Annotated in this window: 20 protein-coding genes; 9 read left to right on the forward strand and 11 right to left on the reverse strand. The window is 71.2% G+C overall.

The genetic code is table 11. From position 1 onward, the window contains the following. Positions 1 to 6 precede the first annotated feature (6 nt). Both BKA15_RS11195 and BKA15_RS11200 read right to left on the reverse strand, forming a co-directional pair. A complete protein-coding gene (locus tag BKA15_RS11195; protein WP_312878948.1) occupies positions 7 to 2,529 on the reverse strand; it encodes a polynucleotide kinase-phosphatase in 2,523 nt (840 codons plus the stop codon). Next, on the reverse strand, positions 2,522 to 3,919 hold the full coding sequence (locus BKA15_RS11200) for a 3' terminal RNA ribose 2'-O-methyltransferase Hen1 (RefSeq protein WP_179750769.1): 1,398 nt from the start codon (positions 3,917 to 3,919) through the stop codon (positions 2,522 to 2,524). The genes BKA15_RS11195 and BKA15_RS11200 overlap by 8 nt, the downstream gene beginning before the upstream one ends. Positions 3,920 to 3,982: 63 nt before the next feature. Here BKA15_RS11200 and BKA15_RS11205 point away from each other — a divergent pair, with 63 nt between their 5' ends. Next, positions 3,983 to 4,570 carry a transglutaminase-like domain-containing protein gene (locus BKA15_RS11205; RefSeq protein ID WP_179750771.1) on the forward strand — a complete coding sequence of 196 codons (588 nt, stop codon included), beginning with the start codon at positions 3,983 to 3,985 and terminating at the stop codon, positions 4,568 to 4,570. Between the two features lie 28 nt (positions 4,571 to 4,598). After that, positions 4,599 to 7,751, forward strand: coding sequence for an ATP-binding protein (locus BKA15_RS11210; RefSeq protein WP_179750773.1), 3,153 nt, complete (start codon positions 4,599 to 4,601; stop codon positions 7,749 to 7,751). Here BKA15_RS11210 and BKA15_RS11215 read toward each other — a convergent pair. Continuing rightward, positions 7,729 to 8,565, reverse strand: coding sequence for a DUF4097 family beta strand repeat-containing protein (locus BKA15_RS11215; protein WP_179750775.1), 837 nt, complete (start codon positions 8,563 to 8,565; stop codon positions 7,729 to 7,731). The two genes, BKA15_RS11210 and BKA15_RS11215, sit on opposite strands and share 23 nt — an antisense overlap. Before the next feature lie 140 nt (positions 8,566 to 8,705). On the opposite strand from BKA15_RS11215, the gene BKA15_RS11220 reads away from it, so the two are divergent. Next, positions 8,706 to 9,476, forward strand: a complete 771-nt coding sequence (locus tag BKA15_RS11220) for a class I SAM-dependent methyltransferase (RefSeq protein ID WP_179750777.1) — start codon at positions 8,706 to 8,708, stop codon at positions 9,474 to 9,476. On the opposite strand, the gene BKA15_RS11225 is transcribed toward BKA15_RS11220, so the two are convergent. After that, positions 9,477 to 10,031 (reverse strand): hypothetical protein, encoded by a 555-nt coding sequence (locus BKA15_RS11225; protein ID WP_179750779.1) that lies wholly within the window; start codon positions 10,029 to 10,031, stop codon positions 9,477 to 9,479. A 90-nt stretch (positions 10,032 to 10,121) separates the two neighbouring features. Here BKA15_RS11225 and mshA point away from each other — a divergent pair, with 90 nt between their 5' ends. From mshA to BKA15_RS11240, 3 genes are read left to right on the forward strand one after another with little or no spacing between them, the layout of a single operon-like run. Continuing rightward, on the forward strand, positions 10,122 to 11,372 hold the full coding sequence (gene mshA / locus BKA15_RS11230; protein ID WP_312878949.1) for a D-inositol-3-phosphate glycosyltransferase: 1,251 nt from the start codon (positions 10,122 to 10,124) through the stop codon (positions 11,370 to 11,372). Further along, positions 11,369 to 11,851 (forward strand): NUDIX hydrolase, encoded by a 483-nt coding sequence (locus tag BKA15_RS11235; RefSeq protein WP_179750781.1) that lies wholly within the window; start codon positions 11,369 to 11,371, stop codon positions 11,849 to 11,851. The genes mshA and BKA15_RS11235 overlap by 4 nt, the downstream gene beginning before the upstream one ends. Positions 11,852 to 11,909: 58 nt before the next feature. Then, positions 11,910 to 12,650 carry a peptidylprolyl isomerase gene (locus BKA15_RS11240; protein ID WP_218871209.1) on the forward strand — a complete coding sequence of 247 codons (741 nt, stop codon included), beginning with the start codon at positions 11,910 to 11,912 and terminating at the stop codon, positions 12,648 to 12,650. A gap of 6 nt (positions 12,651 to 12,656) precedes the next feature. Here the strand turns inward: BKA15_RS11240 and BKA15_RS11245 are convergent, their stop codons facing one another. Both BKA15_RS11245 and BKA15_RS11250 read right to left on the reverse strand, forming a co-directional pair. Further along, a complete protein-coding gene (locus tag BKA15_RS11245) occupies positions 12,657 to 13,319 on the reverse strand; it encodes a VOC family protein (RefSeq protein WP_218871211.1) in 663 nt (220 codons plus the stop codon). Positions 13,320 to 13,356: 37 nt separating this feature from the next. Continuing rightward, positions 13,357 to 15,141, reverse strand: a complete 1,785-nt coding sequence (locus BKA15_RS11250; protein WP_179750783.1) for a glycoside hydrolase family 15 protein — start codon at positions 15,139 to 15,141, stop codon at positions 13,357 to 13,359. A gap of 103 nt (positions 15,142 to 15,244) precedes the next feature. Between BKA15_RS11250 and BKA15_RS11255 the strand changes: the two genes are divergently transcribed. After that, positions 15,245 to 15,736, forward strand: coding sequence for a hypothetical protein (locus BKA15_RS11255; RefSeq protein ID WP_179750785.1), 492 nt, complete (start codon positions 15,245 to 15,247; stop codon positions 15,734 to 15,736). A gap of 510 nt (positions 15,737 to 16,246) precedes the next feature. Here the strand turns inward: BKA15_RS11255 and BKA15_RS11260 are convergent. Then, positions 16,247 to 19,204 (reverse strand): bifunctional [glutamine synthetase] adenylyltransferase/[glutamine synthetase]-adenylyl-L-tyrosine phosphorylase, encoded by a 2,958-nt coding sequence (locus BKA15_RS11260; RefSeq protein ID WP_179750787.1) that lies wholly within the window; start codon positions 19,202 to 19,204, stop codon positions 16,247 to 16,249. Positions 19,205 to 19,268: 64 nt separating this feature from the next. Continuing rightward, a complete protein-coding gene (locus BKA15_RS11265) occupies positions 19,269 to 19,703 on the reverse strand; it encodes a hypothetical protein (RefSeq protein ID WP_179750789.1) in 435 nt (144 codons plus the stop codon). A gap of 167 nt (positions 19,704 to 19,870) precedes the next feature. Here BKA15_RS11265 and BKA15_RS11270 point away from each other — a divergent pair, with 167 nt between their 5' ends. Continuing rightward, on the forward strand, positions 19,871 to 20,632 hold the full coding sequence (locus BKA15_RS11270) for an alpha/beta fold hydrolase (protein ID WP_179750791.1): 762 nt from the start codon (positions 19,871 to 19,873) through the stop codon (positions 20,630 to 20,632). Here BKA15_RS11270 and BKA15_RS11275 read toward each other — a convergent pair whose 3' ends face one another. After that, positions 20,633 to 21,469, reverse strand: coding sequence for an MBL fold metallo-hydrolase (locus BKA15_RS11275; protein WP_179750793.1), 837 nt, complete (start codon positions 21,467 to 21,469; stop codon positions 20,633 to 20,635). Between the two features lie 121 nt (positions 21,470 to 21,590). Between BKA15_RS11275 and BKA15_RS11280 the strand changes: the two genes are divergently transcribed. Continuing rightward, a complete protein-coding gene (locus tag BKA15_RS11280; RefSeq protein ID WP_179750795.1) occupies positions 21,591 to 22,382 on the forward strand; it encodes a maleylpyruvate isomerase family mycothiol-dependent enzyme in 792 nt (263 codons plus the stop codon). Positions 22,383 to 22,415: 33 nt separating this feature from the next. Here BKA15_RS11280 and BKA15_RS11285 read toward each other — a convergent pair whose 3' ends face one another. Both BKA15_RS11285 and glnA read right to left on the reverse strand, forming a co-directional pair. Next, complete coding sequence (locus tag BKA15_RS11285) at positions 22,416 to 23,681, reverse strand: glucarate dehydratase family protein (protein WP_179750797.1); 1,266 nt, start codon at positions 23,679 to 23,681, stop codon at positions 22,416 to 22,418. Positions 23,682 to 23,707: 26 nt separating this feature from the next. Further along, positions 23,708 to 25,045, reverse strand: coding sequence for a type I glutamate--ammonia ligase (gene glnA, locus BKA15_RS11290; RefSeq protein ID WP_179750799.1), 1,338 nt, complete (start codon positions 25,043 to 25,045; stop codon positions 23,708 to 23,710). Positions 25,046 to 25,254: the final 209 nt, after the last annotated feature.

The following is a 25,254-nucleotide window of genomic DNA, read 5'->3' on the forward strand; positions in this document are numbered from 1 at the left end:
AGTTGATCACAGCCGCGGATCGACCGGCTCGGACTCCAGTGCGAGCACCGCGAAGACGAGCTGGTGCACCCGCCAGAGCGGCTCCCCGGCGACGAACCTGATCAACGCGTCGAGGCCGAGGCCGTGCTCCCGGGACGCCAGGCTGCGCTTCCGGCCGAGGCCGCGGTTGCGCAGCAGGTCCAGGGCGTCGGTGTAGTCCGGGCCGTAGATGATCCGCAGATACTCCCGCCCACGAACCTTCAGGCCCGGCTGGGCTCCGCGCTTCGCGATCACCGGCTTGATCACCATGCCCTCGCCACCGGCCTCGGTCAGGTCCAGCCACCACTGCGTCGCCTCGGCCCGCTGCTCGGCCGAGCCGAGCTCGACGAACCGGTGCCGGGTCGGCGTGATCAACTCACCCGCGACGCGGCCCAGCTGCTCCAGATGCCACCGGTGCGACTCCGTGACGCCAAGCGCCTTTCCTTCTGCAGCAAGGATCTGGAACGGTGCGTACGTGACGCCGGTGAGCCCCGAGGTCGGCCGGACAAAGCTGCGGTACGCCCTCCGATAGGCCTCCGCGTTCGCCCGGCGCCGGGCCGTCCGGTCGATCAACGCCGCCACCTCCAGCCCCCGCGCCGTGGCCGCGGCGAGCCCGGCAGCCACCGCGGGCAGCGAGGCACCGGCGGCCGCGCCGACCGCCGCGTACTGATCTTGGATCAGCGGCAGTGCCTTCGCCGACCAGGGCAGTAGTTCCCCGTCCAGCACCAACCAGTCGGTCTCGAGTTCGTCGAACAGCGGCAGCACCGCTGTCCGGATTCGCTCCACCAGCTCGCCGACCTCGGCGAAGAACGGCCGGCCGGTCCGGGTGTAGACGACGCCGGTGCTGCCGTCGGTCACGCCGAACCGGCGTTCCGCTGCGTCGGCGTCGCGCGCGATCACCGCGATCGCTCGCGAGCCCATGTGCTTCTCCTCGCAGACCACCTCGGTAACCCCGGCCGCCGCGAACTCGTCGAACGCGGTCTCCGGATGCTCCAGGTAGCCATCCAGCTTTGACGTCGCCGCCGGGGCCATGGTCGGCGGCAGGTAGATCAGCCAGCGCGGGTCGACCGCGAACCGGCTCATCACCTCCAGCGCCGCGGCCGCGTGCTCCTCGCCGATCTTGATCTTGCCCGCGTGCTCGCTCTCCAGCCACCGGGTGCCCTTCACGTCGTCGATCCGGAGTGCGGCCGGCTCCCGTTCCGCGACCTTGATCAACGGGCGGGTCGGCTCGTACCACTGCTGCTCGGCCGGCACGGAGACCAGCTCCCGCTCCGGGTAACGCAGCGCGGTCAGGCTGCCGCCGAAGACGACGCCGGTGTCCAGGCAGATCGTGTTGTTGATCCATTCCGGCTCCGGGGTCGGCGTGTGCCCGTACACGACCATGGCGGAGCCGCGGTAGTCGCGGGCCCACGGGTAGCGGACCGGCAGCCCGTACTCGTCGGTCTCGCCGGTGGTGTCGCCGTACAGCGCGAACGACCGCACTCGGCCGGAAGCCCTTCCGTGGTAGGCCTCCTTGAGCCCGGCGTGCGCGACGACCAGCCGACCCTCGTCCAGCACGTAGTGGGCGATCAGCCCGTCCAGGAAGGCGAGCACGTCGGCCCGGAACTCCTCCGGTTCGGCCTCCAGCTGGGCCAGCGACTCGGCCAGCCCGTGCCGGACCTGCACCTTCGCCCCGCGCAGCGCCCTGATCAACTTCGCCTCGTGGTTGCCGCAGACGCAGAGCGCATGCCCGGCCTTGATCATGCCCATCACCAGCCGCAGCACGCCCGGCGTGTCCGGGCCGCGATCGACCAGGTCGCCGACGAACAAGCCCATCCGGCCGTCCGGGTGGTACGCGTCGACGGCCCGTCCTTGATCATCGAGGACCAACTGCCAGCCCAGCTCCGCCAACAGAGTACGGAGCTCGCCGGCACAACCGTGCACGTCGCCGATGATGTCGAACGGGCCGGCCAGATCACGGCGGTCGTTCCACGGGCGTTCCCGGACCACCGTCGCCGCGTCCACCTCGGCGGCACTGTGCAGCACGTGAACCCGGCGGAAGCCCTCCTTGCGGATCCGGCGCAGCGATCGATCAAGATCGCGCTGCTGCCGAGTGATCACCCGGTCACCGAAGGTCCGGTCCGGCCGGCCCTGGTTCCGGGCGATCGCCACCGCCTCGCCGACGTCCAGGACAATCGCGTCGACCAGCACGTCGTGCTCCCTGGCCAGTTTGATCAAGGACGCCCGGGCGGCCGGCTGGACGCTGGTCGCGTCGACGACGGTGAGCAGGCCGCGACGCAGCCGGGTGCCGACGATGTAGTGGAGCACGTCGAACGCGTCCGCCGTCGCCGACTGGTCGGCCTCGTCGTCGGAGACCAGGCCGCGGCAGAAGTCGCTCGAGATCACCTCGGTCGGCCTGAAGTGGGTCCGGGCGAACGTCGACTTGCCGCTGCCGGAGATGCCGACCAGCAGCACCAGGCCCATCGCAGGGACGTTGATCACGGTCGGGGTGTCGATCATGGGATCAGCCACGGCGGAACACCGCCAGTTGGGTCGGGGCACCGAGCTCGGCGTCCGGTTCGCCGATGCCGGACAGCGTCACCGAGTAGCCGTGATCACCGGCGACCCGCCGCGCCCAGGCCGCGAACTCGGCCTGGGTCCATTCGAACCGGTGATCGGGATGGCGCATGCCGGAGAGTCCTTGGTAGTGGGGGTTGTACTCGGAATTGGGGGTGCTGATCAGAACCGCGCCGGGCCGGGCGTCACCGAACACGACGCGTTCCAGGGCGCCGAGCCGCGGCGGGTCCAGATGCTCGATCACCTCCATCAGCACGGCGGCGTCGTAGCCGGACAACCGCTCGTCGGTGTAGGTCAGTGCGCCTTGGAACAACTCGATCCGCCCGGCCTCCCGTTCGGACAGCCGGTCCAGGCGAAGCCTTCGCCGGGCCAGCTCCAGCGCCCGCGCGGACACGTCCATGCCGGCGATCCTGGTCAGCGACCGTTCCTTGATCAACTTGGTCAGGAACTGCCCGCTCCCGCAGCCGCAGTCGATCACCGACGTCACGCCGAGGTCGCGCAGGACCGCGAGCATCGCCTCGTGCCGCTGCTCGTTCAGCGGCCGGCGCCGTTCCTCCGGCTCGGCGGTCTCCTCCTCGATCTCCGGATCCAGCGTCTCCTCGCGGTCGTCGTCCAGCTCCGCGAGTCGGGCCAGCGCGGCCCGGGTCAGCGCACTCCGCCGGCCCAGGTAGCGCCGCGTGATCATGGTTCGGTCCGGGTGCGTGGCCAGCCAGCCGGCTCCCGACCGGAGCAGTTTGTCCACCTCGTCCGGTCCCTGCCAGTAGTGCTTCGCCTCATCGAGGACCGGCAGCAGGACGTACAGCTGGTTCAGCGCGTCGGCCAGCCGCAGTGTGCCGGTCAGGGTCAGCCGGACATAGCGGGAGTCGCCCCAGTCCTGGTACTGCTCGTCCAGCGGGATCGCCTCCGCGGTCACCTGCCAGCCGAGCGGCTCGAAGATCCGGACCGCGATCCCCGCGCCGCCTCGGCAGGGCAGCGCCGGGATCGTGATCACCAGCGGGATCGCCGAATCCGCGAGCTCCTGCCGGGACCGGCACCGGCCGCCGCGGGCTGTGCTGAACACGTCCGCCAACGCGGCGCCGAGCAGTGACGACGCCGCGTAGGAACGATCATTGACATACTGAGCCAGGCTGAAGTCCGGTGTGTCCCGGCCGGCCGTGCGGGCCAGCCGGACCGAGTCGATCTCCAGCAGCAGGGCGGCCGTGCACCGTTCCTCCGTCGCCTCCGGGTAGAACACCGTGGCCGTACCGTACGACTGCTCGAACTGTTGCACCCGGTCCGGATGCTTGTGCAGCAGGAAACCGAGGTCGGTCGCGGGCCGGTGGGTCGTCGTCAGGGTCAGGTACACCCGGCCATCTTGCCTGCCGGGCGGCCCCGCGGTCAGCCGATATACCGCGGCTAGGCTCGGGAGATGATCTTGACCGCCGAACCGTCGCAGGACTATCTCGGCCTGGACACCGTGATCGACGGTGATCATCCGCAAGTCGCCGGGCTCGGCGCGGAGCTGCGCGCCGCCCACCGCGATGATCACGAGTTCGCCAGGGCCGCGTTCGAGTACGTCCGTGACGAGGTCGCGCATTCCTTTGACGTCGGAGATCCCCGGGTCTCGGTGACCGCGTCGGAGACCCTCGAGAACAGGGTCGGCCTCTGTTTCGCGAAGTCCCATCTGCTGGCCGCCCTGCTCCGCGGCCAGGGCATCCCGGCCGCGCTCTGCTACCAGCGGCTGACCGACGACGGCAGCAGCCACGTCGTGCACGGGCTGGTCGCGATCAAGCTCGACGGCCGCTGGCACCGGCAGGATCCGCGGGGCAACACCGGCGGGATCGACGCCCGGTTCTCGGTGACCGGAGAGCGGCTGGCCTGGCCGGTGCGGCCGGAACTCGGTGAACGTGACGACCCGCGACTCCATGCGACACCGCTGCCGTCCGTGATCACGACGCTCCGCTCCACCGACGACATCCTGCGGCTACGGAACGGCGGCCTGCCCGGAGACTTCTGAACGGCGGGAGGCGTGGGAGGATCGGCCGGTGCAGATCGGCTTGTTGGGACCCTTCGAGGTGCGTACGGGCGACGGTACGGTCGCCGACGTCCCGGGCGCCCGGCTGCGCGGCCTGCTGATCGCCCTCGCGCTCGAACCGGGCCGGGTCGTCGGCAAGGCGACCTTGATCGACTGGATCTGGGGAGAGGAACCACCGGCCGACGCCTCGAACGCCTTGCAGCGCTTGGCTTCCCGGCTCCGCAAGGTGCTGCCCGACGGCGCGCTGGAGAGCCAGGCGGGCGGCTATCGGCTGGCCGTCGACCCCGAGTCCGTGGACGCCGTCCGGTTCGAGCGGTTGCTGGTCCGGGCCCGTCAGCAGGACGCATCGGACCGGGTCAGGTTGTTGCGGGAGGCGCTCGGCCTGTGGCGCGGCGCGCCGATGCAGGACGTCGGGTTGGCGGACAGCGAGGCGTTCGACGCCGCCGTGACCCGGCTCGGCCATCTGCACGCCACGGCGACCGAGGAACGCTACGTCGAGGAGGTCGCGACCGGCCACGGAACGGAGCTGATCCCGGAGCTGACCGAGGCGGTCGCCGCCGATCCGCTGCGGGAGCGGCTGACCGCGGCGCTGATCCGGGCCCTCGTCGCGGACGGCCGGGACTCCGAAGCCATGCTGGCGTACGAACGCACGCGGGAGGCCCTGGCCGACACGCTCGGCGCCGACCCCTCACCGGAGCTGGCCGCGCTGCACGTCGCCCTGCTGCGCGGCGAGCTGAGCCGGCCGGTGGACACCCGGAAGACCAATGTCAGGGCCGAACTGACCAGCTTCGTCGGCCGCGAGGCCGACCTGGACGCCGTCCGTTCCATGATCACGAAGCACCGGCTGACGACCTTGATCGGACCGGGCGGCTCGGGCAAGACCCGGCTGGCCTCGGAGGCCGCGCGGAACCTGCTCGGCGAGCTGCCCGACGGGGTCTGGTTGGTCGAGTTCGCCCCGCTCGGGTCGGACGGCGACGTGGCCCAGACCGCGCTCGCGGCACTCGGCCTCCGCGACACCTTGGGCGGCACGGCGACCACGGCGGACCCGGTGGAGGGGCTCGTCGCCGCGCTCCGGGAGCGCGAGATGCTGCTGATCCTGGACAACTGCGAGCACGTGATCGAACCGGTCGCGGCGCTGGCCGAACGGCTGCTCGGCGAGTGCCGGCGGCTGCGGATCCTGGCCACCAGCCGGGAGCCGCTCGGGATCACCGGCGAGGCGCTCTGGGCGGTCGAGCCGCTGCCGCTGCCCGACGGTGCCGACCCGCGGGAGATCGCCGCCGCGCCGGCGGTCCGGCTGCTCCGGGAGCGCGCCGCCGCGGTCCGCAAGGACTTCGCGCCCGACGAGCACATGCTGGTCATGATGCTGCGGATCTGCCGCGCGTTGGACGGGATGCCACTCGCCATCGAACTCGCCGCGGCCCGGCTGCGGACGATGTCGATCGACCAGCTGGCCAACCGGCTGGACGACCGGTTCCGGCTGCTCACCGGCGGCAGCCGGACCGCGCTGCCCCGGCACCGGACCCTGCGCGCCGTCGTGGACTGGAGCTGGGAACTGCTCAGCGAGGCCGAACGGACGGTGCTCCGCCGGCTCTCGGTCTTCGCCGGCGGCGCGACCCTGGACGCCGCCGAACGCGTCTGCTCCGGCGGCCCGGTGTCCCGCGACGACGTGCTCGACCTGCTCACCTCGCTGGCCGAGAAGTCGCTGCTGATCGCCTCCGACGACGAGACGACGCGCTACCGGATGCTCACCACGATCCGCGAGTACACGGCCGACCGGCTCGCCGAGGCCGGCGAGACCGAGGCCACCCGGCTCGCTCACCTGACCTGTTTCACCGAGCTTGCCGAGACCGCCGAACCGCACCTGCGGCGGGCCGAGCAGCTGGAATGGCTGGCCCGGTTACGGGCCGACCACGACAACCTGACCCGGGCGCTGCGCTGGGTGATCGGGACCGGTGACGCCCAGGCCGCGATGCGGCTGGCGGCCGCCACCGGCTGGTACTGGTTCCTCGGCGGCCGTCGCGGCGAGGGTCTGGAGCTGCTGATCGCCGCGGCCGAACTGCCCGGCGAGGTGACCGACGAGATCCGCACGCTGGCGTACGGCATGGTGGTGCTGTTCGTGACCTCCGGGCTCGGCGACGAGCAGGTCGGTGCGAAATGGATCCGCAAGGGCTACGGCCTGATCCCGCAGTCCTCGAGCAGCCACCCGCTGCTCGACTTCGCGACGCCCCTGATGATGCTGCTGGAGTCGCCGCGGGACGCACCGATCGCGTTCGAGTCGCTGCGCGACAGCTCCGATCCGTGGGTCCGGGCGATGGGGCGGTGGCAGGCCGCCAAGATGCGCACCATGTACGGGGAGGACGGCCCGGCGATCGAGGCCGAACTGACCACAGCGCTGGCCGAGTTCCGGGCGCTCGGCGAGCGGTTCGGGATCTTCCTGGCCCTGTCCGAGCTGGCCGCGCACCTGGCCCGACGAGGTGAGGTGAGCGCCGCCATCGCCCAGTACGAGGAAGCGGCCGTCGTCCTCGCCGAGCTGGGCGCGGTCGAGGACGTGATCGAGGTACGGACTCAGCTGGCGCAACTGTCCTGGCTCGCGGGTGACCGGGCCGGTTCGGAGTCAGCGATCGCTGCGGCGGAACGGCTCGCCACGAACGTCACCTGGCCGTACGCGCTGGCCACGCTCGCACTGGCCAAGGCCGGGCTGGCGCGGCTTCGCGGCGACCTGCCGGAGGCCCGCGAGCAACTGGCCGTCGCCACCGCACAGCTCGGCGACGCGGCCGAGCAGACGACCATCCGGCTCCTGGTCCACGACCTGAGTGCCTATCTCGCCGAAGATCTCGAGCAGGCCAAGGCGCACCGGGTGGCCGAGTGGCAGGCCGCGAGCGAGGCCCGTGCCCCGCACCTGGTGGCCCGGATGCTGATCGGGATCGCGGACCTGGCCGTCCGGCTCGGCGAGGACGAGCAAGCGGCCCGACTGCTCGCGGCCGCCGTCGCGGTGCGCGGGGTGCCCGACCGGTCCGACCCGGACGCCGCCCGGCTCGAGGAGACGGTACGGCGAAGCCTCGGCGACGCGCGGTTCGCCGAGGCCTCGCAAGAGGGGACGCAGGCGGAGTGGCCCGCCCTGGTCGAGCGCACGCTCGGCGTCAGCTTGCCGCCCGTCGGATGACGATGTCGCCGCGCCGGGTCCGGGCGTCGACCGTGACCAGGTCGGCGGCCGGTGCGGCCGAGGTGCGGATCGAGTTCCGGACGGTGCCGTACGTGCTCTCGGCCCGTTCCAGCCGGACCTCGGTGTCGGCGCCGACGCCGATCTCGATGTTGCCCGCGGCGTTCGTCAGGAACGCGTGGCCCTGACTCATCCGGCCGATCTTGATCACCGCGTCGCCGCCCACCATCGCCGTCACGCTGCCGTCGGCCCGGCCGATCTCGAAGCCGCCGCTGCTGTTGGTGAGATCCAGCTCACCGGCCGCCTCGCCGATCCAGACCGGACCGGAGGAACCGATCAGCTTGACCGGCCCGCCGACCTCGCCGATCCGGACCGACGCCGACCCGCCCTGGACCGTGGCCCGTCCGGCGATCTGCCCGATCTCGAGCTCGCCGGCGGCCAGGCTGGCCCGGAGGTCGCCGATCCGGTCCAGCTGGCCCCGGCCGGAGGCCAGGTTGACCTCCGTGCTGCCGAGCCGGCCGGTGGTCCGCAGGCTCGCGTACGCCTCGCTGTAGTCCAGGCTCGATCCGGCCGGCAGGTCGATCGTGATGGCGACCGATCCGCCCTTCGCCCCGGCCTTGCGGGTCTTGACGACCAGCTCCCCGACGGAGAACTCGACCGTGGTCCGCTCGGCCACCTGGGCGTGCTTCGGGTTGGCCGGGTCGATCGGCTCGACCCGGACCGAGGTGTCGGCGCGGTCGGTCGCGTTGATCACGACGCGGGCGCCGGCGACCTGGACGACGGCCTTGATCGGGGTGGGGGTGCTGAACGTGGTCATGGTGGCTGCTCCTGGCTCGGTGTTGCTGATGGGACCAGCCTCGACGGGCCGACTGCCACCCACCTGACATGCGCCTGACACGGCCGCTGACAGGCCGAAATCCGCTGGCGGCTCTCGGTGGGTACGCCTACGGTCACCGCATGGAGATCGCCGAGATCACGAGCCGGAACCGGGCCTACTGGGAGGCCATCGCACCGGGCCGGACCGGCGAGCCGGTCGACTTCTTCCGCGCCGGCGGCTGCGCGCTGGACGACCGGGAACTGGCCGCGATCGGCGACGTCACCGGGCAGCGGACCCTGCACCTGGCCTGCTCCGTCGGCGACGAGGACCTCAGCCTGGCCCGGCTCGGGGCAGCCGACGTCGTCGGCGTCGATATCTCGCCGACCCATCTGGCCACCGGACGGGCCAAGGCCGCCGAGCTCGGGCTGCGGGTCGACCTGCGCGAGGGCGACCTGACCGCGCTCGACCCGGCGCTGACCGGCTTCGACCTGATCTTGATCTCCGGCGGCGGGCTCTGCTGGGTGCCCGACCTCGACGCCTGGGCCGGCAGCGTCGCCGCGCGACTGGTCCCGGGCGGCCGGCTGGTGATCAGCGAGCACCACCCGCTGTGGGAGGTGCTCAGTGTCCGCGGCGCGGGGCAGCTCGAGGTGACGGGCGACTATCTCGACCCGTACCGCGCCGGCTATCCCGATCCGCGCAAGGCGCCCCAGGTGACCTGGGGTCGCACCGAACCGCTGCCGGACCACGCCAGTTTCGTCTGGTCCCTCGGCCGGGTGGTCTCCGCGCTGCTCGGGGCCGGCCTGGCCATCCGTTCACTCGATGAGTACGCGCAGCCGGAACTGTACGACGGCCTCGGCCCGGCGGCGACCGCGCTGCCGGCCGCCTACCTGCTGGTGGCGGAGCGTCCTTGATCATCGGTCGTCGCCTCGCGATCGCCGGCTCGGCGGCCCGTCGAGGCGTTCCCGGGCCGTCTGCTCCGCCTCGTCCTCCAGGTCCTCGGCGTCGAAGCCCGCGTCGTACAGCTCGTGGTGGCCGAGGTCGAGGTGGGCCAGCACGTGAGCCAGCCCGAGGATCGCGTCACCGGCCCAGCCGGCCCGGTCGAAATAGGCCTCGCGGCGGTCCAGGTCGATGATCTCGATGATCCCGTCGGGCAGCGGGGTCTCGGTGAAGTTCCAGTCCGGCCAGTGCTCGGCCGCCTCCCGGAACGGGTCGTAGCCCCCGGGCGGCACCGGCGGGTTCCGGCGCTCCGCCGCGTCGGGTCGGCTGTAGAAGTCGAGCAGGAAGGCATGTCTGGTTCGGCGCCGGCAGACGTCGCACTTCAGGTCGATGGTGCACCGCTCGTCCGGCAGGCCGTCGTCGTCGATCCGGCCGCCGCCGGCATAGCGGGCGCTGAACCGGCGCACCTCGCCGCAGACACAGCACAACGCCCGGAACTGTCCCGGCACCGGCCGCAGTTTGCTGATCATCCCCCACTCCTTCCCGACAAGCACGCCTCCCCTGGCTCACCTGCTGGTCCCCAGTGTGGGCGGTACCACTGACACCGTTAGCCTGGTGACGTGCCGAGGAGCAGACCGAAGCCGGACCGGGTCGCGATGATCTCGTTGCACACCTCTCCCCTGGCGACGCCCGGAGTCGGCGACGCCGGCGGCCTCAACGTCTACGTCGCGGAGCTGGCGACCGCGCTCGGCCGGCACGGCGTCGAGGTCGAGATCCTGACCCGGCGGTCCGATCCGGCGACGCCCGAGGTGGTGCCGCTGGCCGAGCGGGTGACGGTCCGGCACCTGGCCGCCGGACCGCCGGAGCCGGTCGCCAAGGAGCAGTTGCCCGGGCTGGTGGACGAGTTCGCCGCCTCGCTGCGCCCGCTCGCGGCCGGCTACGACCTGATCCACTCGCACTACTGGCTGTCCGGGCTGGCCGCGCTGCGCGTCGACCAAGATCACCACCACACTTCGGTACGGCCTCCGCTGGTGCACACCATGCACACGATGGCGCGGGTCAAGAACGCCGCGTTGGCCGATGATCAACAGGCCGAGCCGGAGCCGCGGGCCGACGGCGAAGCCCTGATCGTCAAGTCCGCCGAGGGGTTGACGGCGAACACCGGCGAGGAGGCGGCCGAGCTTCGTGATCACTACGGCGCCGCCCCGGACCGGATCACGATCGTCCCGCCCGGCGTCGACCTCGACGTGTTCCATCCCTGTGATCAACGGGAGTCCCGGGACCTGCTCGACATCGGTGCCGAGGCCGAGGTGATCTTGTTCGTCGGCCGGATCCAGCCGCTCAAGGCGCCGGACGTGCTGATCCGGGCCGTCGCCGAGTTGATCAAGCAGCAGCCGCGCCGCCGGGAGCGGCTGAAGTTGATCATCATCGGCAGCCCGTCCGGCCCAGACCGGGACTGGGCCGACACGCTGCCGGAACTGGCGGATTCCTTGCAGGTCGGCGAACTGGTCGAGTTCCGGCCGCACTCCGAGCGGCTCGAGCTCTATCGCTGGTACTGCGCCAGTGACATCGTCGCCGTACCGTCGCACAACGAGTCGTTCGGCCTGGTCGCCTTGGAGGCGCAGGCCTGCACCCGGCCGGTGGTCGCGGCCGACGTCGGCGGGCTGCGCCATGCGGTGGCCGACGGCCGGACCGGCATCCTGGTCGGCGGGCACGGCCCGCAGGACTGGGCCAGCGCGCTCGGGTCGCTGCTCGATGATCCCGATCGTGCGGTACGGCTCGGCCAGGCCGGCATCGATCATGCCCGCGGATTCAGCTGGGACGCGTCGGCCGAGGCCACCCTGCGGGCGTACCGGACGGCGATGGGATGACCGAGACCCCGACCGACGAGACTCCGACCGAACTGCGTACCGCGGTCCGGGTGCTGCCGATCGACGGCGACGGCCGGGTCCTGCTGCTGCACGGCTTCGACCCGGCCCGGCCGGCGGAACCGTACTGGTTCACCGTGGGCGGCGGCCTCGAACCCGGCGAGACCCCGGCCGAGGCCGCGGTCCGCGAACTCGCCGAGGAAGTCGGCCTGGCCGCCACTCCGGACCGCCTGGTCGGCCCGCTCGCCGAGGCGACGATCGAGTTCTGGTTCGACTCCGTGCGCTATCTCCAGCAACAGACCTACTACGCCGTCCGCGTCGCGCCGGACCCGATCACTTTCGCCGGCCAGGACGCCATCGAGCACGCCTCGATCGACGCCTACGCCTGGTTCTCCGCCGCCGAACTCGCCGGCACCACCGATCCGGTCTATCCCGATGATCTTGCCGACCTGCTCGCCCGCGCGGTCGCTGCCCTCGCCTGACCGGCGGCGCTCTGCGTAGACTGCGAGGCGGTTCAGCCGACGTCCAAAGGAGGGCGCCATGCGGAGGGTTCTGCGCGGGCTTGTTGTCTTGATCATGGTCGCCGCGGGGAGTGCGATCGCGCTGCCGGCCCAGGCGGCGCCGGATCCGCCGGGCGAGACGGAGCCGACCCAGGGTGCCTGTGGGTTCGCTCCCCTGGCGGACCAGACCTACTCGACCTGGGTCGGGCTGCCTCCGGATCCGCGGCACACGCCCGATCGCGGCACGATCCGGGTGACGTTGCGGACCGAGCACGGCGACGTCCGGCTGGAACTCGATCGCAGCCTCGCGCCGTGCACGGTGCAGTCGTTCCTGTTCCTGCTGCACCAGAAGTACTTCGACCAGACCTCCTGCCACCGGCTGACCGCGTACCACACGCCGCCGGCCGCGCTGTCCGTGCTGCAGTGCGGCGATCCGCTCGGCACCGGCTGGGGCGATCCCGGCTACAGCTTCGCCGACGAGCTGGACTCCGCACGGGCCCTCGAGCCGTGGCCGGGCGCACCGGATCGGCGCAACTACCCGCGCGGCACCCTGGCCATGGCGAACGCCGGGCCGGACACCAACGGAAGCCAGTTCTTCCTGGTCTATCGGGACTCCCGGCTGCGTCCCGACTACACGGTGTTCGGCCGGGTGACCGGGCAGGGTCTCGAGGTGCTGGACAAGATCGCCGCCGGCGGGATCGATCCGGGCACCGAGGGTACGCCGGAGGACGGCGCCCCCGCACTGGGCGTGACGATCAAACGAGCCAAGCTCGGTCGCTGAGTCGGCTCAGGGGCAGAAGACGCAGAACTCGTTGCCCTCCGGGTCGGCGAGCACGTCCCAGGCGGTCTCCCGGTCGGCCGGGCGGAGCAGCCTCGCCCCGGCGTCCAGGAACTCCTGGGTGACGCCGACGACGTCCCAGTGCACCCGGTTCTTCACCACCTTCGGCTCCGGCACCTCAGCGAAGACCATCGGGCAGGGCAGGGTGCCGCCCTCGATCGCCCACACCGGCTGATCGGCCTCCTGCTGCGGCCGCAGCCCAAACCGCTCGCCCCACCAGGTGCAGAGGGCCAGCGGATCGGTGCCGTCGATCGCCAACTCGTAGAGCCGGTAGCCGTCCAGCTGATCGGGTTCCCGGACGAAGGCGTCGAACTCGTTGCCCTCCGGGTCGACCATGATCGTCCACGGGTGACTCTGATCAAGGACCCGGGCACCGCGCTCGACCAGTTCCTCGATCGAGGACGTGTTGATGTCGAAGTGGACCCGGTTCTTCACCGAGTGCGGTTCCGGCACCTCGTTGATCCAGACGGTACGTTCCGGACGATCACCGGTCAGCAACAGGTTGTCCGCACCACGAGACTCCGGCCGCAAGCCGAGCGTCGAAGCCCAGAAGGACTGCAGCCGGGCCGGGTCGCGAGCATCCAGGCAGAGGTCCTTGAAGGTCGCCGTCATGATCAACACCCTACAAGGAGCCGGCACGGTTCCATGATCATCGGACCGGCGGGTGGTGTCCGGTGATCGCGTCGGCGGCCCGGACCAGGGCCAGGTGCGACAGGGCCTGCGGCGTGTTGCCGGCCTGGCGCCGTCCGTCCGGGTCGTACTCCTCACTGAGCAGACCAAGATCATTGGCGAACGAGAGCAACCGGTCCATCAGGGCCTGGGCGTCCTTGGCCCGGCCGGTCCGCGCGTACTGCTCGACCAGCCAGAACGAGCAGGCCAGGAAGGGATACTCGCCCGGCGGCAGGCCGTCGACCCCCTCCTCGGTCCGGTACCGGTGGACCAGGCCGTCGTTGATCAACTCCGCTTCGATCGCGGCCACCGTCGCCAGCATCCGCGGGTCGTCCGGCGCGCAGAACCCGACCTGGGGCAGTTGCAGCAGCGCCGCGTCGACGCCCCGGCCGCCGTAGTACTGGGTGAAGCAGCCCCGTTCATGATCGACTCCGTCCCGTTCGATCTCGGCCCGCAACTCCTCGCGGAGCCGGCGCCACTCCGCCACCGGTCCGGGCAGCCCGTGATCTTCGACGGCGCGCACGCCGCGGTCGAACGCGGCCCAGGTCATCACCGCCGAGTGGGTGAACCGTCGCGGCGCGCCGCGGATCTCCCAGATCCCCGAGTCCGGTCGGCCCATGGTGGCCCGGGCTCGGGCCAGCAGGGCCCGCTGCAACGGCCAGGCGTGACCCGGATGCGGGATTCCGCTGCGCAGGCTGAGATCCAGGGCGACCATCACCTCGCCGATCACGTCGGCCTGGAATTGATCAACGGCGCCGTTGCCGACCCGGACCGGCTTCGAGTCGGCGTAGCCGGGCAGCCAGGTCAGCTCCCGCTCCGGCAGGTCCCGCTCGCCGGCGAGCCCGTACATGATCTGAATGTCCTCCGGATCGCCGGCGACGGCCCGCAGCAGCCAGTCCCGCCAGGCCACCGCCTCGGCCGAATAGCCGTGCGCCAGCAGGGCCTCCAGGGTGAGCGCGGCGTCGCGCAGCCAGCTGTAGCGGTAGTCCCAGTTCCTCGGCCCGCCGAAGGCTTCCGGCAGCGAGGTGGTCGCGGCCGCGACGATCCCGCCGGTCTCGATGTGGGTCAGCGCCCGCAACACCAGCAACGAGCGTTGTACCGGCGCCCGGTAGTGCTGGTGCGGATCCGCGCCACAGTCGGACCGGTCCGCCCACGACGTCCACCAGTGCTCGGTCCGGGCCAGCTCGGTGTCGACGTCGACCGGCTCCGGCGGCGGTTCGTACGAAGGATGCCAGGCCAGCGTGAAGTCGTACCGCTCCCCGGCCCCGACCCGGAACTCGCCGCGATGCCGGTGCCCGTGCGCCACCGGCAGCGGACCGCCACGGAGCAGCAGCGCGTCCGGACCGGCCGCGGCGAGCACCCCGCCGGCCGTGCGCCGGACCCAGGGCAACGCCTCCGCGTAGCCGAACCGGAAGGCCAGGTCCTGGGCCAGCTCGACGCTGCCGGCGACGCCTTCGATCCGCCGGATCACCTGTGGGTACGGCGATCCGACCGGCATCAGGTCGATCAGCCGGACCACCCCGGATTCGGTGTGGAACGTCGTTTCCAGCACGAACGTGTCGCCCCGGTAGCGCCGCTCCACCCGCGCGGGCACGGTCGGCGCGATCTGCCAGTGTCCGTGCTCCTGGGTGCCGAGCAGCGCGGCGAACACGGACGGCGAGTCGAAGCGGGGCAGGCACAGCCAGTCGATGCTGCCGCCCCGCCCCACCAGCGCGGCCGTCCGGCAGTCCCCGATCAATGCGTAGTCCTCAATCGGCAGCGGCATGCCGGCCAGTCTGGCAGTGTTGAGTGAAGGGGGACGACCCCCTCCAGATCTCCCGCCGCTCCGCGAACGGACATGCACGGAACAGTTCGCTTAGGGTGGGCCAATGCGCAGCGCAGTCGGGATCGCCGGGCTGATCCTCGCCGCGGTCGCCCTGGTCGGCTGCACGGCGATGGGGCCGAAGGCCTGCACGGCGATCGGCAGTGTGCCGGGAGTCGGGGTGACGATCGACGAGACCGCAGCGAAGGGCGTCGACGGGCTCCGGCTGGAGGTCTGCTGGAAGGGCGACCCGTGCCGGCAGGCCGAGGTCGAGTTGCGGCCCGGCACCGACACGGTCGATCAGGGCTGTGACGGCGACGACCCGGACTCGACCTGCTCCGCGAGCGCCGTACCGAACGGAACGTTGGTTGGCTTCGCCCAGATCGAAGGCCTCCCGTCCGGCCCGATCGACGTCACCGCCGTCGTGATCAAGGGAGCCAAGCCGCTGCCCGAGAGCAAGGCCACCGTGATGGCCGCCGCCACCCACCCGAACGGCCCCGACTGCCCCGCCGGCGCGCACCAGGCCAAGATCACCATCGGGTCCAACGGCATCCGCTGACGCCAAGTCGCACCGAGGTTGCACCGTCGCTCCGCCACCCGCCATTCGACCCCTTCTCCCCTGCGACCGTTGCCACGATCGCGGTTGAGGGCAACGGTCGCGGCTGTGGTTCGGAGCGTGGCGAGGCGGTGGCGCGCGTACCGGGCTCCGCGCGCCCGGTGCCGCCGACCGGACGCTTATGGCGGCTCCCGGTCAGGAATCGGCGCCCTTTCCGCTCGACGCCCTGATCCGGCTCGATATCCCGCGCGCTGGGTGCCGCCCCGGACCCGCACTCGCGCCGCGCACTCCTAAGCCCGAGCGCTCCCGCGGCCCGGAACCGCACTCCCGCCCCGCATTCCCAGGCCCCGGCACCCCCGCGGCCCGGATCCGCATCCCCGCCCCGCATTCCCAGGCCCCGCACCCCGCGGCCCGGAACCGCCGTCCTCGTCCCCGCCGACAGGTCACAAGTGCAGCGACACGCCGCCAAAACGGCTGCTTTTTGTGACTGGTCGGCGGAAGTGGGGGTGGAGTTCAGGGGTTGTTCCAGAACAGGCGGTCGACGACCGCTCGGGCTCGGCGGGTGAGGCGACGGTATTCGGCCTCGAGGTGGGACGACTCGTTGCGGCCGAAGCCCATCAGGTGGGCCAGGGCGGCGAGTTCCCGGGTGTCGGAGGGGAGCGAGTCGGAGCCGCGGCCGCGGAGCAGCATCAGCTGGTTGCGGACCCGGCTGGCGAAGAGCCAGGCCTGCCGCAGCGCATCGGCGTCGTCGGGCAGGATCAGCCCGGCGCGCTCGGCCGCGTCGAGGGCGGTGAGCGTGCGTGTGGTCCGCAGTGACGGTTCGGTCCCGGCGTGCTGCAGCTGCAGGAGCTGTACGGTCCATTCGACGTCGGCCAGCCCGCCCGGACCGAGCTTGGTGTGCTTGGCCGGGTCGGCGCCGCGCGGCAGCCGTTCCGATTCGACCCGCGCCTTCAGCCGCCGGATCTCGAGCAGCTGGGCGTCGGACAACCCGTCCGCCGGCCAGCGCCGAAGATCGATCTCGGCCAGCAGCGCCTGACCAAGATCATGATCACCGGCCAGCGCGTCGGCCCGGATCAACGCCTGCAGTTCCCAGGTGGACGACCACTGCCGGTAGTACTTCTGGTACGCCGACAGCGACCTGATCAACGGACCCTGCTTGCCCTCCGGCCGCAGCGCAGCGTCGATGATCAAGGACGGATCGACGCCAGGCTTGGCCAACAGGTCTCGCAGTGCGCTGATCACCGCGACCGCGCGGTCAGTCGCGCCCGGGTCGGGACTGTCGGCCATGACGAACATGGTGTCCGCGTCCGAGGCGTACGAGAGCTCCCGGCCACCCCACCGACCCATGGCGATCAAGGCCATCTCCGGCACCGGCCCGCTGATCGAATTCCGGGCCACGGTGAGCGCGACGTCGATCGTCGCCGCCGCCAGATCGGTCAACGCCTCGCCGACCGTGTCGACGTCGTTCACGTCCAGCAGGTCGCCGGCGGCGATCCGGAACAGCTCCCGGCGCCGGATCGCGCGGATCGCCTCGACAGCGGACCGCGGCGTCTCGTGCCGGCCGGCAGCGGCGCGCATCTCGGCCCGGAGATCATCGACGGGACGCGGCGTCAGGGCGGTGTCGTCGGCCAGCATCTGGACGGTCTGCGGCGACCGGGTGAGCAGTTGCACCGCGTACCGGCTGGAGGCGAGGATCCGGGCCAGCCGTTCCGCCATCAGGCCCTCGTCGCGGAGCGCCCGCAGATACCAGGGAGTGGAGCCGAGCGCCTCCGACACCTGCCGGAACGCCAGCAGACCATGATCGGGATTGGGCCCCTCGGCGAACCAGCCGAGCATCGCCGGCAGCAGCTGGCGCTGGATCTCGGCGGACCGGGACACGCCCTGGCTGAGCGCAGCGATGTGCCGCAGCGCCGCGGCCGGGTCCGCGTAGCCGAGCGCCCGGAGCCGGTCGACGGCGGCGTCGGTGGTGAGCCGGAGCGCCGAGGACGGGATCCGGGCCACCGCGTCCAGCAGCGGCGAGTAGAAGATCCGCTGGTGCAGCCGCCGCACCTGCCGGCTGTACGAGCGCCAGGTGCTGAGCAGCGTCGCGACCGGATCGGCATAGCCGAGCGAGCGGCCGAGCCGGCGCAGATCGTCGTCGGCCTGCGGCAGGACGTGGGTCCGGCGCAGCCGGTAGAGCTGGATCCGGTGCTCCAGCGCACGCAGGAAGCGGTACGCCTCGTCCAGCCGGCGGCCGTCCTCGCGGCCCACGTACCCGTTGTCGATCAACGCCTGCAGCGACGGCAGCGTGGCCCGGGCCCGCAGCCGCTCGTCGGCGCGCCCGTGCACCAGTTGCAGCAGTTGCACCGAGAACTCGACGTCACGCAGGCCGCCCTCGCCGAGCTTCAGCTCCCGTTCCGCGTCCCGGGCCGGGATCAGGTCGACCACCCGGCGCCGCATCGCCTGGGTGTCCGCGATGAAGTTCTGCCGCTCGCCGGCCCGCCAGACCAGCGGCGTGACCAGGTCGACGAACTCCTGCCCGAGCGCCAGATCGCCGGCGCTCGGCCGCGCCTTGAGCATCGCCTGGAACTCCCAGGTCTTGGCCCATTTCTCGTAGTAGCCGCGGTGGCTGGTCAGGGTGCGGACCAGCTGGCCGGCCTTGCCCTCGGGCCGCAGCGCCGCATCCACCGGCCAGATCGTCCCGGCCGCCGTGTGGGCGGAGCAGATCCGGCTCAGTTCGGACGCCAGCAGGGTCGCGATGGTGATCGCCCGATCGGAGTTGATCATGGGCTCGCCGTCGCCGTCCAGGGCCGGTTCGGCGACGTACAGGACGTCCACATCGCTGACGTAGTTGAGTTCCTGGGCACCGCACTTGCCGAGTGCGATCACCGCGATCCGGCACAGCAGGGCGTCCGGGCCGACCTTGGCCCGGGCCACGGCGAGGGCGCCCTCGAGCGTCGCGTCGGCGAGATCGGCCAGCTCGCCCGCGATGTCGTCGACCACCTCGGTCGGGTCGTCCGCGGTCAGGTCGCGGGCGGCGATCCGGAGCACCGCCGTCCGGTACGCCGTTCGCAGCTGATCACCGGTCAGATCGGTCGCGACCGGCACCGGGACGTGCGGGTCCGCGCCGACCGCGGTCAGCAACTCCGACCGCAACTCGGCCGCCGGCACCCGCCCGGGCGGGCCACCCAGCCGGTCCAGCCGGTCCGGGTGGGCGACCAGGTCGTTGGCCAGGGTGGCGCTGGCCCCGAGCACCGCGATCAGCCGGCGGGCCGGTTCGGGGCGTTCGATCAGCCGGTCCAGCACCTGCGGATCGGCGTCCCGCAGCCGGTCCAGCGCGGCCAGCGCGTGATCCGGGTCCGCCGCCCCCGACACCAGTTCCAGCAGCGGCGCGTACCGCTCGTCCCAGCCGCGGAGAATCCGGACCGCCGACTCAGCGGCGGTGAAGCCCCGCCGCGCGAGCGCCCCCTCGCGCGTTTCGATGCGTGCCACAGCCCGACCCTACTGGCCCGGAACGCCCGGGCCAGGTCCGGTCGGGAGCAGTGGTGACGAGGGATCAGGCCCGGCCCAGCTTCGACGGCGAACAGTTGTCGCCAGGAATCTCCTTGACGCCGCGGCAGATCATGATCCGCACCCCGTGGCCCTCCGGTACGTCGTACGATCCCGAGTCGCCCTCCCGCAGGTTGAAGCGGTGGTAGCCGTCGTCCACCACCAGCTTGTCCTTGTCCGCCCAACCGACCGGCGGCGCCGGGTAGGAGTAGAACGTCACGTACGCGACGGCCGCGTAGCCGTCGGACGCATAGTCGAACACCTCAAGCGTCTCGCCCTTGCTTCCCGTGTGGTGGAAGACGGCCTTGTAGTCGCCGTGCCGGACGGTCACGCTCGTCCCCCTCGTCTCGGCCTGGCTCGGCAGGGCCGTCACCAGCGCCAGGGCCGGGATCGCGATCAACGCCGCTCCCCCTGCGACGATCCGCCCCATCAGTTTCCGCATCTGCTTGTCTCCTGTCCGCACCGGAGCGACGGTCGCCCCGGTCCGTCCCACGGTCTCCCGGGTCGCTATAGCGGCGTTATGGCACGGCTATGGCGGGGGCCGATGAGTTCCGATGTCGGCCGGAGTCGATACCGTCGACCCCGGCACCACCGAACGGAAGGCACCACATGACACAGGGCACGTACGCCTCGGTCAACGGCATCGACCTCTACTACGAGATCCACGGCGCCGAGCACGGGGGCCCGCCGTTGATCATGCTGCACGGCGGCGTCCTGACGTTCCACCTGAGTTTCGATCCACTGCTGCCCGGCCTGGTCGCCGACCGGAAGGTGATCGGTGTCGAGCTGCAGGGCCACGGCCACACCGCCGCGGCGCCGGACCGGCCGTTCTCGATCCGGCAATGCGCCGAGGATGTGATCGTGCTGCTGGACCACCTCGGCGTCGAGCAGGCCGACCTGCTCGGCTACAGCCTGGGCGGCCTGGTCGCCACCGACGTCGCCGTGCTGGCTCCGGACCGGGTCCGGCGGGTCGTGCTGGCGGCGGCTCACTTCCATCCCGACGCGTACTACCCGGAGATCACGGCGCCGGAACAGGACTCGCCGCGGCTGCCGACCGAGGCCGACTTCAACGCGATGAAGGCCGCCTACGACGAGGTGGCACCGAACCCGGAGGACTTCTTCCCATTCCTGGAACGGATCCAGCCGGCCGTGCACGCGTTCGAGCCGTGGACCGCCGAACAACTCGGCCGGCTCACCATGCCGGTGTTGATCATCATCGGCGACACCGACTTCATCCGGCTGGAGCACGCGGTCGAGATGAAGCAGTCGCTGCCGAACGCGCAACTCGCCATCCTGCCCGGCACCACGCACATGCGGGTCGTCTCGAACCCGGACCTGGTGCTGCCGATGATCAAGAAGTTTCTGGCCTGATCAGAGGCGGCGAGCGCGGCGCGGCAGTGCGGTGATCGCGTCCGGCGGTACCTGCTCGCCGGCGGCCCGGCGCGGCAGCGAGGCGACGCCGATCCGGGCCAGGTCGACGGTCAGTCCCGGCCGGGCCATCTGGACGCTCTCCAGGCCCTCGGCCCGGGCCGTGGCCAGCGCGTGGTCGGCGGACGCGGTCGGCCACAGATGGGTCAGCACGGTCAGCTGCGGCCGGGCGATCGAGGCCTGCCGGGCCACCTGCCGCACCGTGCAGAGGTACGGGGCGTCACCGCCCGGCACCTGGTCCACATAGGTCGCCTCGGCCAGATAGACGTCGGCGTCCCGGGCCAGCTCGATCCGCGCCGCGCAGTCGCCGCTGTCGCCCGTGTACGCCAGCACGTCACCGTCCGCCTCCAGCCGGTAGCCGAGGTTCGTCGCGTGGTGCGGCAGCGTCCGGGCCCGGACCCGGATCGGCCCGATCCGGACCGAGCCGCCATCGGCCAGCGCGTTCAGTTCGATGCCTCGCCGGACGACCCGTACCGGATCAAGATCAAGAATGCGTTGCAGTGCCCCCTCCGGCGCGTACACCGGAAGCACCGGCGGCCGTTCGTCGCCGAGCACCCGGGCCCGCAGCAGGGGGTTCAGGTCCGCGCAGTGATCAGGATGCGCATGACTGATCAAGACGGCATCGATATCGCCGGCACGGCACTCCTCCAGCATCCGGGGGAAGATCGCGTAGCCCGGGTCGATCAGGATCGTGGTGCCCTCGTGCCGGATCAGGTAGCCGCTGCAGCCCGCGGCGGCAGTGGGCCATGCCCCGCTGCCGCCTAAGACCGTCAACTTCACTCTCTACACCTGCCGACCCGTCAAGTCCCCGTCGCCCAGTGGACTATAACCCGCGGCTACCGCCGATCCGCGGGACGCCGCGCGCCGTTGGCGGAACGCGACTGATGCTAACGTCACCGCCGTGGCCGGCCCGAAAACCCAACCAGAGCAGCACTTGCTGGAGCAGGCCCGGGTCGTCCGGGACTGGCTTTCCGAGCTTTCCGTCGAGGAGTTCGACAGCCCGACGGTGCTCGACGTCTGGGATGTACGGACATTGACCGGGCACCTGGTCGGCATCCTGTCCCGGTTCACCGCGGCCCTGCGCCAGCCGTCCCGGCAGCCGGCCGTGCCCGTGCACGAACTGGTCCGGCGATACCGGCGCGACGTGGCGATGATCATGGACTGGACCGAACAGCTGGCAGCGGACCACCCCGGGCCCGAGCTGGTCCGGCGACTCGGCTCGGCGATCGACGAGGCCGCCGAAGCGCTGCAACCGGGCACCGTGCTGCCGAAGGTGATCATGACACCGCGCGGCCCCGGCCGCAGCACGGACTTCGTGGCGACCCGGATCGTCGACCTGGTCGTGCACGCCGATGATCTTTCCCGATCGCTGCCGGACCGCCCGGCGATCACCTCGCACAAGCCGGCGGTCGCGGCCTGCATCCGTACCCTGGCAGCGATTCTGGCCGCCCAGCAGCCGGGCCGTTCGATCGAGGTCAGGGTGCCGCCGTACGCGGCGGTCCAGTGTGGCATCGGCGAGCCGGGCCCGACCCACACGCGCGGTACGCCGCCGAACGTCGTCGAGACCGACCCGACGACGTTCCTCCGGTTGGCCACCGGCAGGCTGGCCTGGGCCGAGGCGTTGGCCGGCGGCCGGGTCAGCGCGTCCGGGCAGCGCGCCGACCTGAGCCCGGCGCTCCCTGTCCTGAGTTGACGCGCACTTTCCTGACCCCGAGCCACCTTTGGCTCAGAACCGCGGCAGCGTCGGGTCGTAGTCCGGCTGGACGCGCCGCAGGTAGGCCGTGTCGTCCCGCTGGGATCGACCGGAGGCAAGGAAATCCTCGTGCCGTGCCGCCAGCTTGTCGTGATCCAGCTCGACCCCGAGACCGGGTCCGTCCGGGATCGCCAGCGTCCCGCCGGCGAACTCCAGCGGCCCGTTCTTGATCACGTCGTCGTCGCTGTTCCACGGGTAATGCGTGTCGCAGGCGTAGCCGAGGTTGCGGATCGCGGCACCGAGATGGGTCATCGCGGCCAGCGAAATGCCCAGGTGCGAGTTGGAGTGCATGGAGATGCCGAGCCCGAACGTCTCGCAGATCGCCGCCAGTTCCAGGCTGTGCCGCAGCCCGCCCCAGACGTGATGATCGGAGAGCACGACCCCGACCGAACCCTTCGCGACCGAGCCCGGCACGTCCTCGAAGCCGATCACGCACATGTTGGTGGCCAGCGGCATCGACACCTGCTTGGCCACCTCGGCCATCCCGTCCTGGCCGAGCGTCGGGTCCTCCAGGTATTCCAGTTCCGCGGCCAGCGCCTCGCCGACCATGATCGATGTCGGCACGGTCCAGGCGCCGTTCGGGTCGATCCGCAACGGCATTCCGGGGAACGCCTCGGCCAGCGCCTTGATCGCCGCGATCTCCTGCTCCGGCGGGAAGACCCCGGCCTTGAGCTTGATCGACTCGAACCCGTACCGGTCGATCATGATCTTGGCCTGGGCCACCACGCCGGCCGGGTCGAGCGCCGGGCCCCAGCCGTCGACGATCGCACCACTGCCGTCGAGATCGGGATGCTCGGCCCACTTGTAGAAGAGGTACGCGCTGTACGGGACCGCGTCCCGGACCGGCCCGCCGAGCAGGTCGCAGACCCGCACTCCGAGCAGCTTGCCCTGCGCGTCCAGGCAGGCCACCTCGATCGGCGCGAACACCGCCCGGGCCGCCTTGGACGGCATCCCGACGAAGCCGCCGCCGATGCCGGGCCGGTCGCCGAGCACGGCGTCGATCCGGCGCTCGATCTCGCCGGTGGCGAAGACGTCGCAGCCGATCACCGCCTCCCGGACCTTGAGCAGTTCCTCGGTGCGGGTGGTGCCGCCGGTGCACTCGCCGAGTCCGACGGTCCCGTCGGCCAGCACGACCTGGACGATGCAGCGCAGCGCCAGCGGTTCGTGCACGCCCCAGGAGTTCAGCAGGGGCGGGTCGCGAAACGCGATCGGCGTGACGATGACATCGTTGATCAACATCCCAGAACCCCCATGATGGAAAGGAATCAGAGCACCGGCAGCAGTCGCTGCAACTCGATCGGCGTCACCTGGCGCCGGTACTCCTCGAACTCCGCCCGCTTGTTGCGCAGGAAGAAGTCGAACACGTGCTCACCGAGCGTGTCCGCGACCAGTTCCGAGTTCTCCATCGCCCGGATGGCCTCGTCCAGGTTGCGCGGCAGCGGTTCGATGCCGAGCGCCTGGCGTTCCCGTTCGGTCAGCGACCAGACGTCGTCCTCCGCGCCCTCGGGCAGCGGATACTCGCCCTCGATGCCGGCCAGGCCGGCCGCCAGGGTGAGCGCGAACGCCAGGTACGGGTTGCAGGCCGAGTCGAGCGACCGCAGCTCGACCCGCGCCGAGGCGCCCTTGTTGGGCTTGTACATCGGGACCCGGACCAGCGCGGAGCGGTTGTTCCGGCCCCAGCAGATGTAGTTCGGCGCCTCGCCGCCGCCGGCCAGCCGCTTGTACGAGTTCACCCACTGGTTCGTCACCGCGGTGATCTCGCTGGCGTGCCGGAGCAGGCCGGCGATGAAGTGCCGGGCGATCTTGGACAGGTGGTACTCGGCGCTCGCGTCGTAGAAGGCGTTGTTGTCGCCCTCGAACAGCGAGACGTGGGTGTGCATGCCCGAACCCGGGTGTTCGGTGAACGGCTTGGGCATGAAGGACGCGTGGATGTTCTGCGACAGCGCCACTTCCTTGACCACGACCCGGAACGTCATCAGGTTGTCGGCCGTGGACAGCGCGTCGGCGTACCGAAGATCGATCTCCTGCTGCCCCGGACCGCCCTCGTGGTGGGAGAACTCGACCGAGATCCCCATCTGCTCGAGCATCGTGATCGCCCGGCGCCGGAAGTCGCTGCCGGTGCTCTGCGGCGTGTGATCGAAATAGCCGGACTGGTCCACCGGGATCGGCGGCCGGTCCGGGTCCAGCGGGTCGTTGAACAGGAAGAACTCCACCTCGGGGTGGGTGTAGAACGTGAACCCGAGATCGGCGGCCCGCTGCAGCGCCCGCTTGAGCACGTAGCGCGGATCGGCGTACGACGGCGAACCGTCCGGCATCGTGATGTCGCAGAACATCCGAGCCGTTGCCGGGTTGGCATCCCGCCAGGGCAGGATCTGGAACGTCGACGGGTCCGGCCGCGCCACCATGTCGGACTCGTACACCCGGGCGAACCCCTCGATCGCCGACCCGTCGAACCCGATCCCCTCGCTGAACGCCCCCTCCAGCTCGGCCGGGGCGATCGCGACCGACTTGAGAAACCCGAGCACATCGGTGAACCACAGCCGGACGAACCGGACGTCCCGCTCCTCGATCGCACGAAGAACGAACTCGGTCTGCTTGTCCATGGGGTTGAGTCTGCCTTCCGTCGTGTAACAGACGCGTTACAACCCCTCGGAGGGGTGATCCCGCGATGGGGTCTTGGGGGTCTGTGCGCGGGCAACCAGTCGCGCGCGGTGATTTCCTGCCGCTGCCGCGCGCGACTGGTTGCCCGTGCACTGACACCCGCACAGCCCTCCGTACCGCCCAGCGGGATGATCCCCTCCCTCAACAGACC

The organism is Microlunatus parietis (genome assembly GCF_013407955.1).
Classification (GTDB): domain Bacteria; phylum Actinomycetota; class Actinomycetes; order Propionibacteriales; family Propionibacteriaceae; genus Microlunatus; species Microlunatus parietis.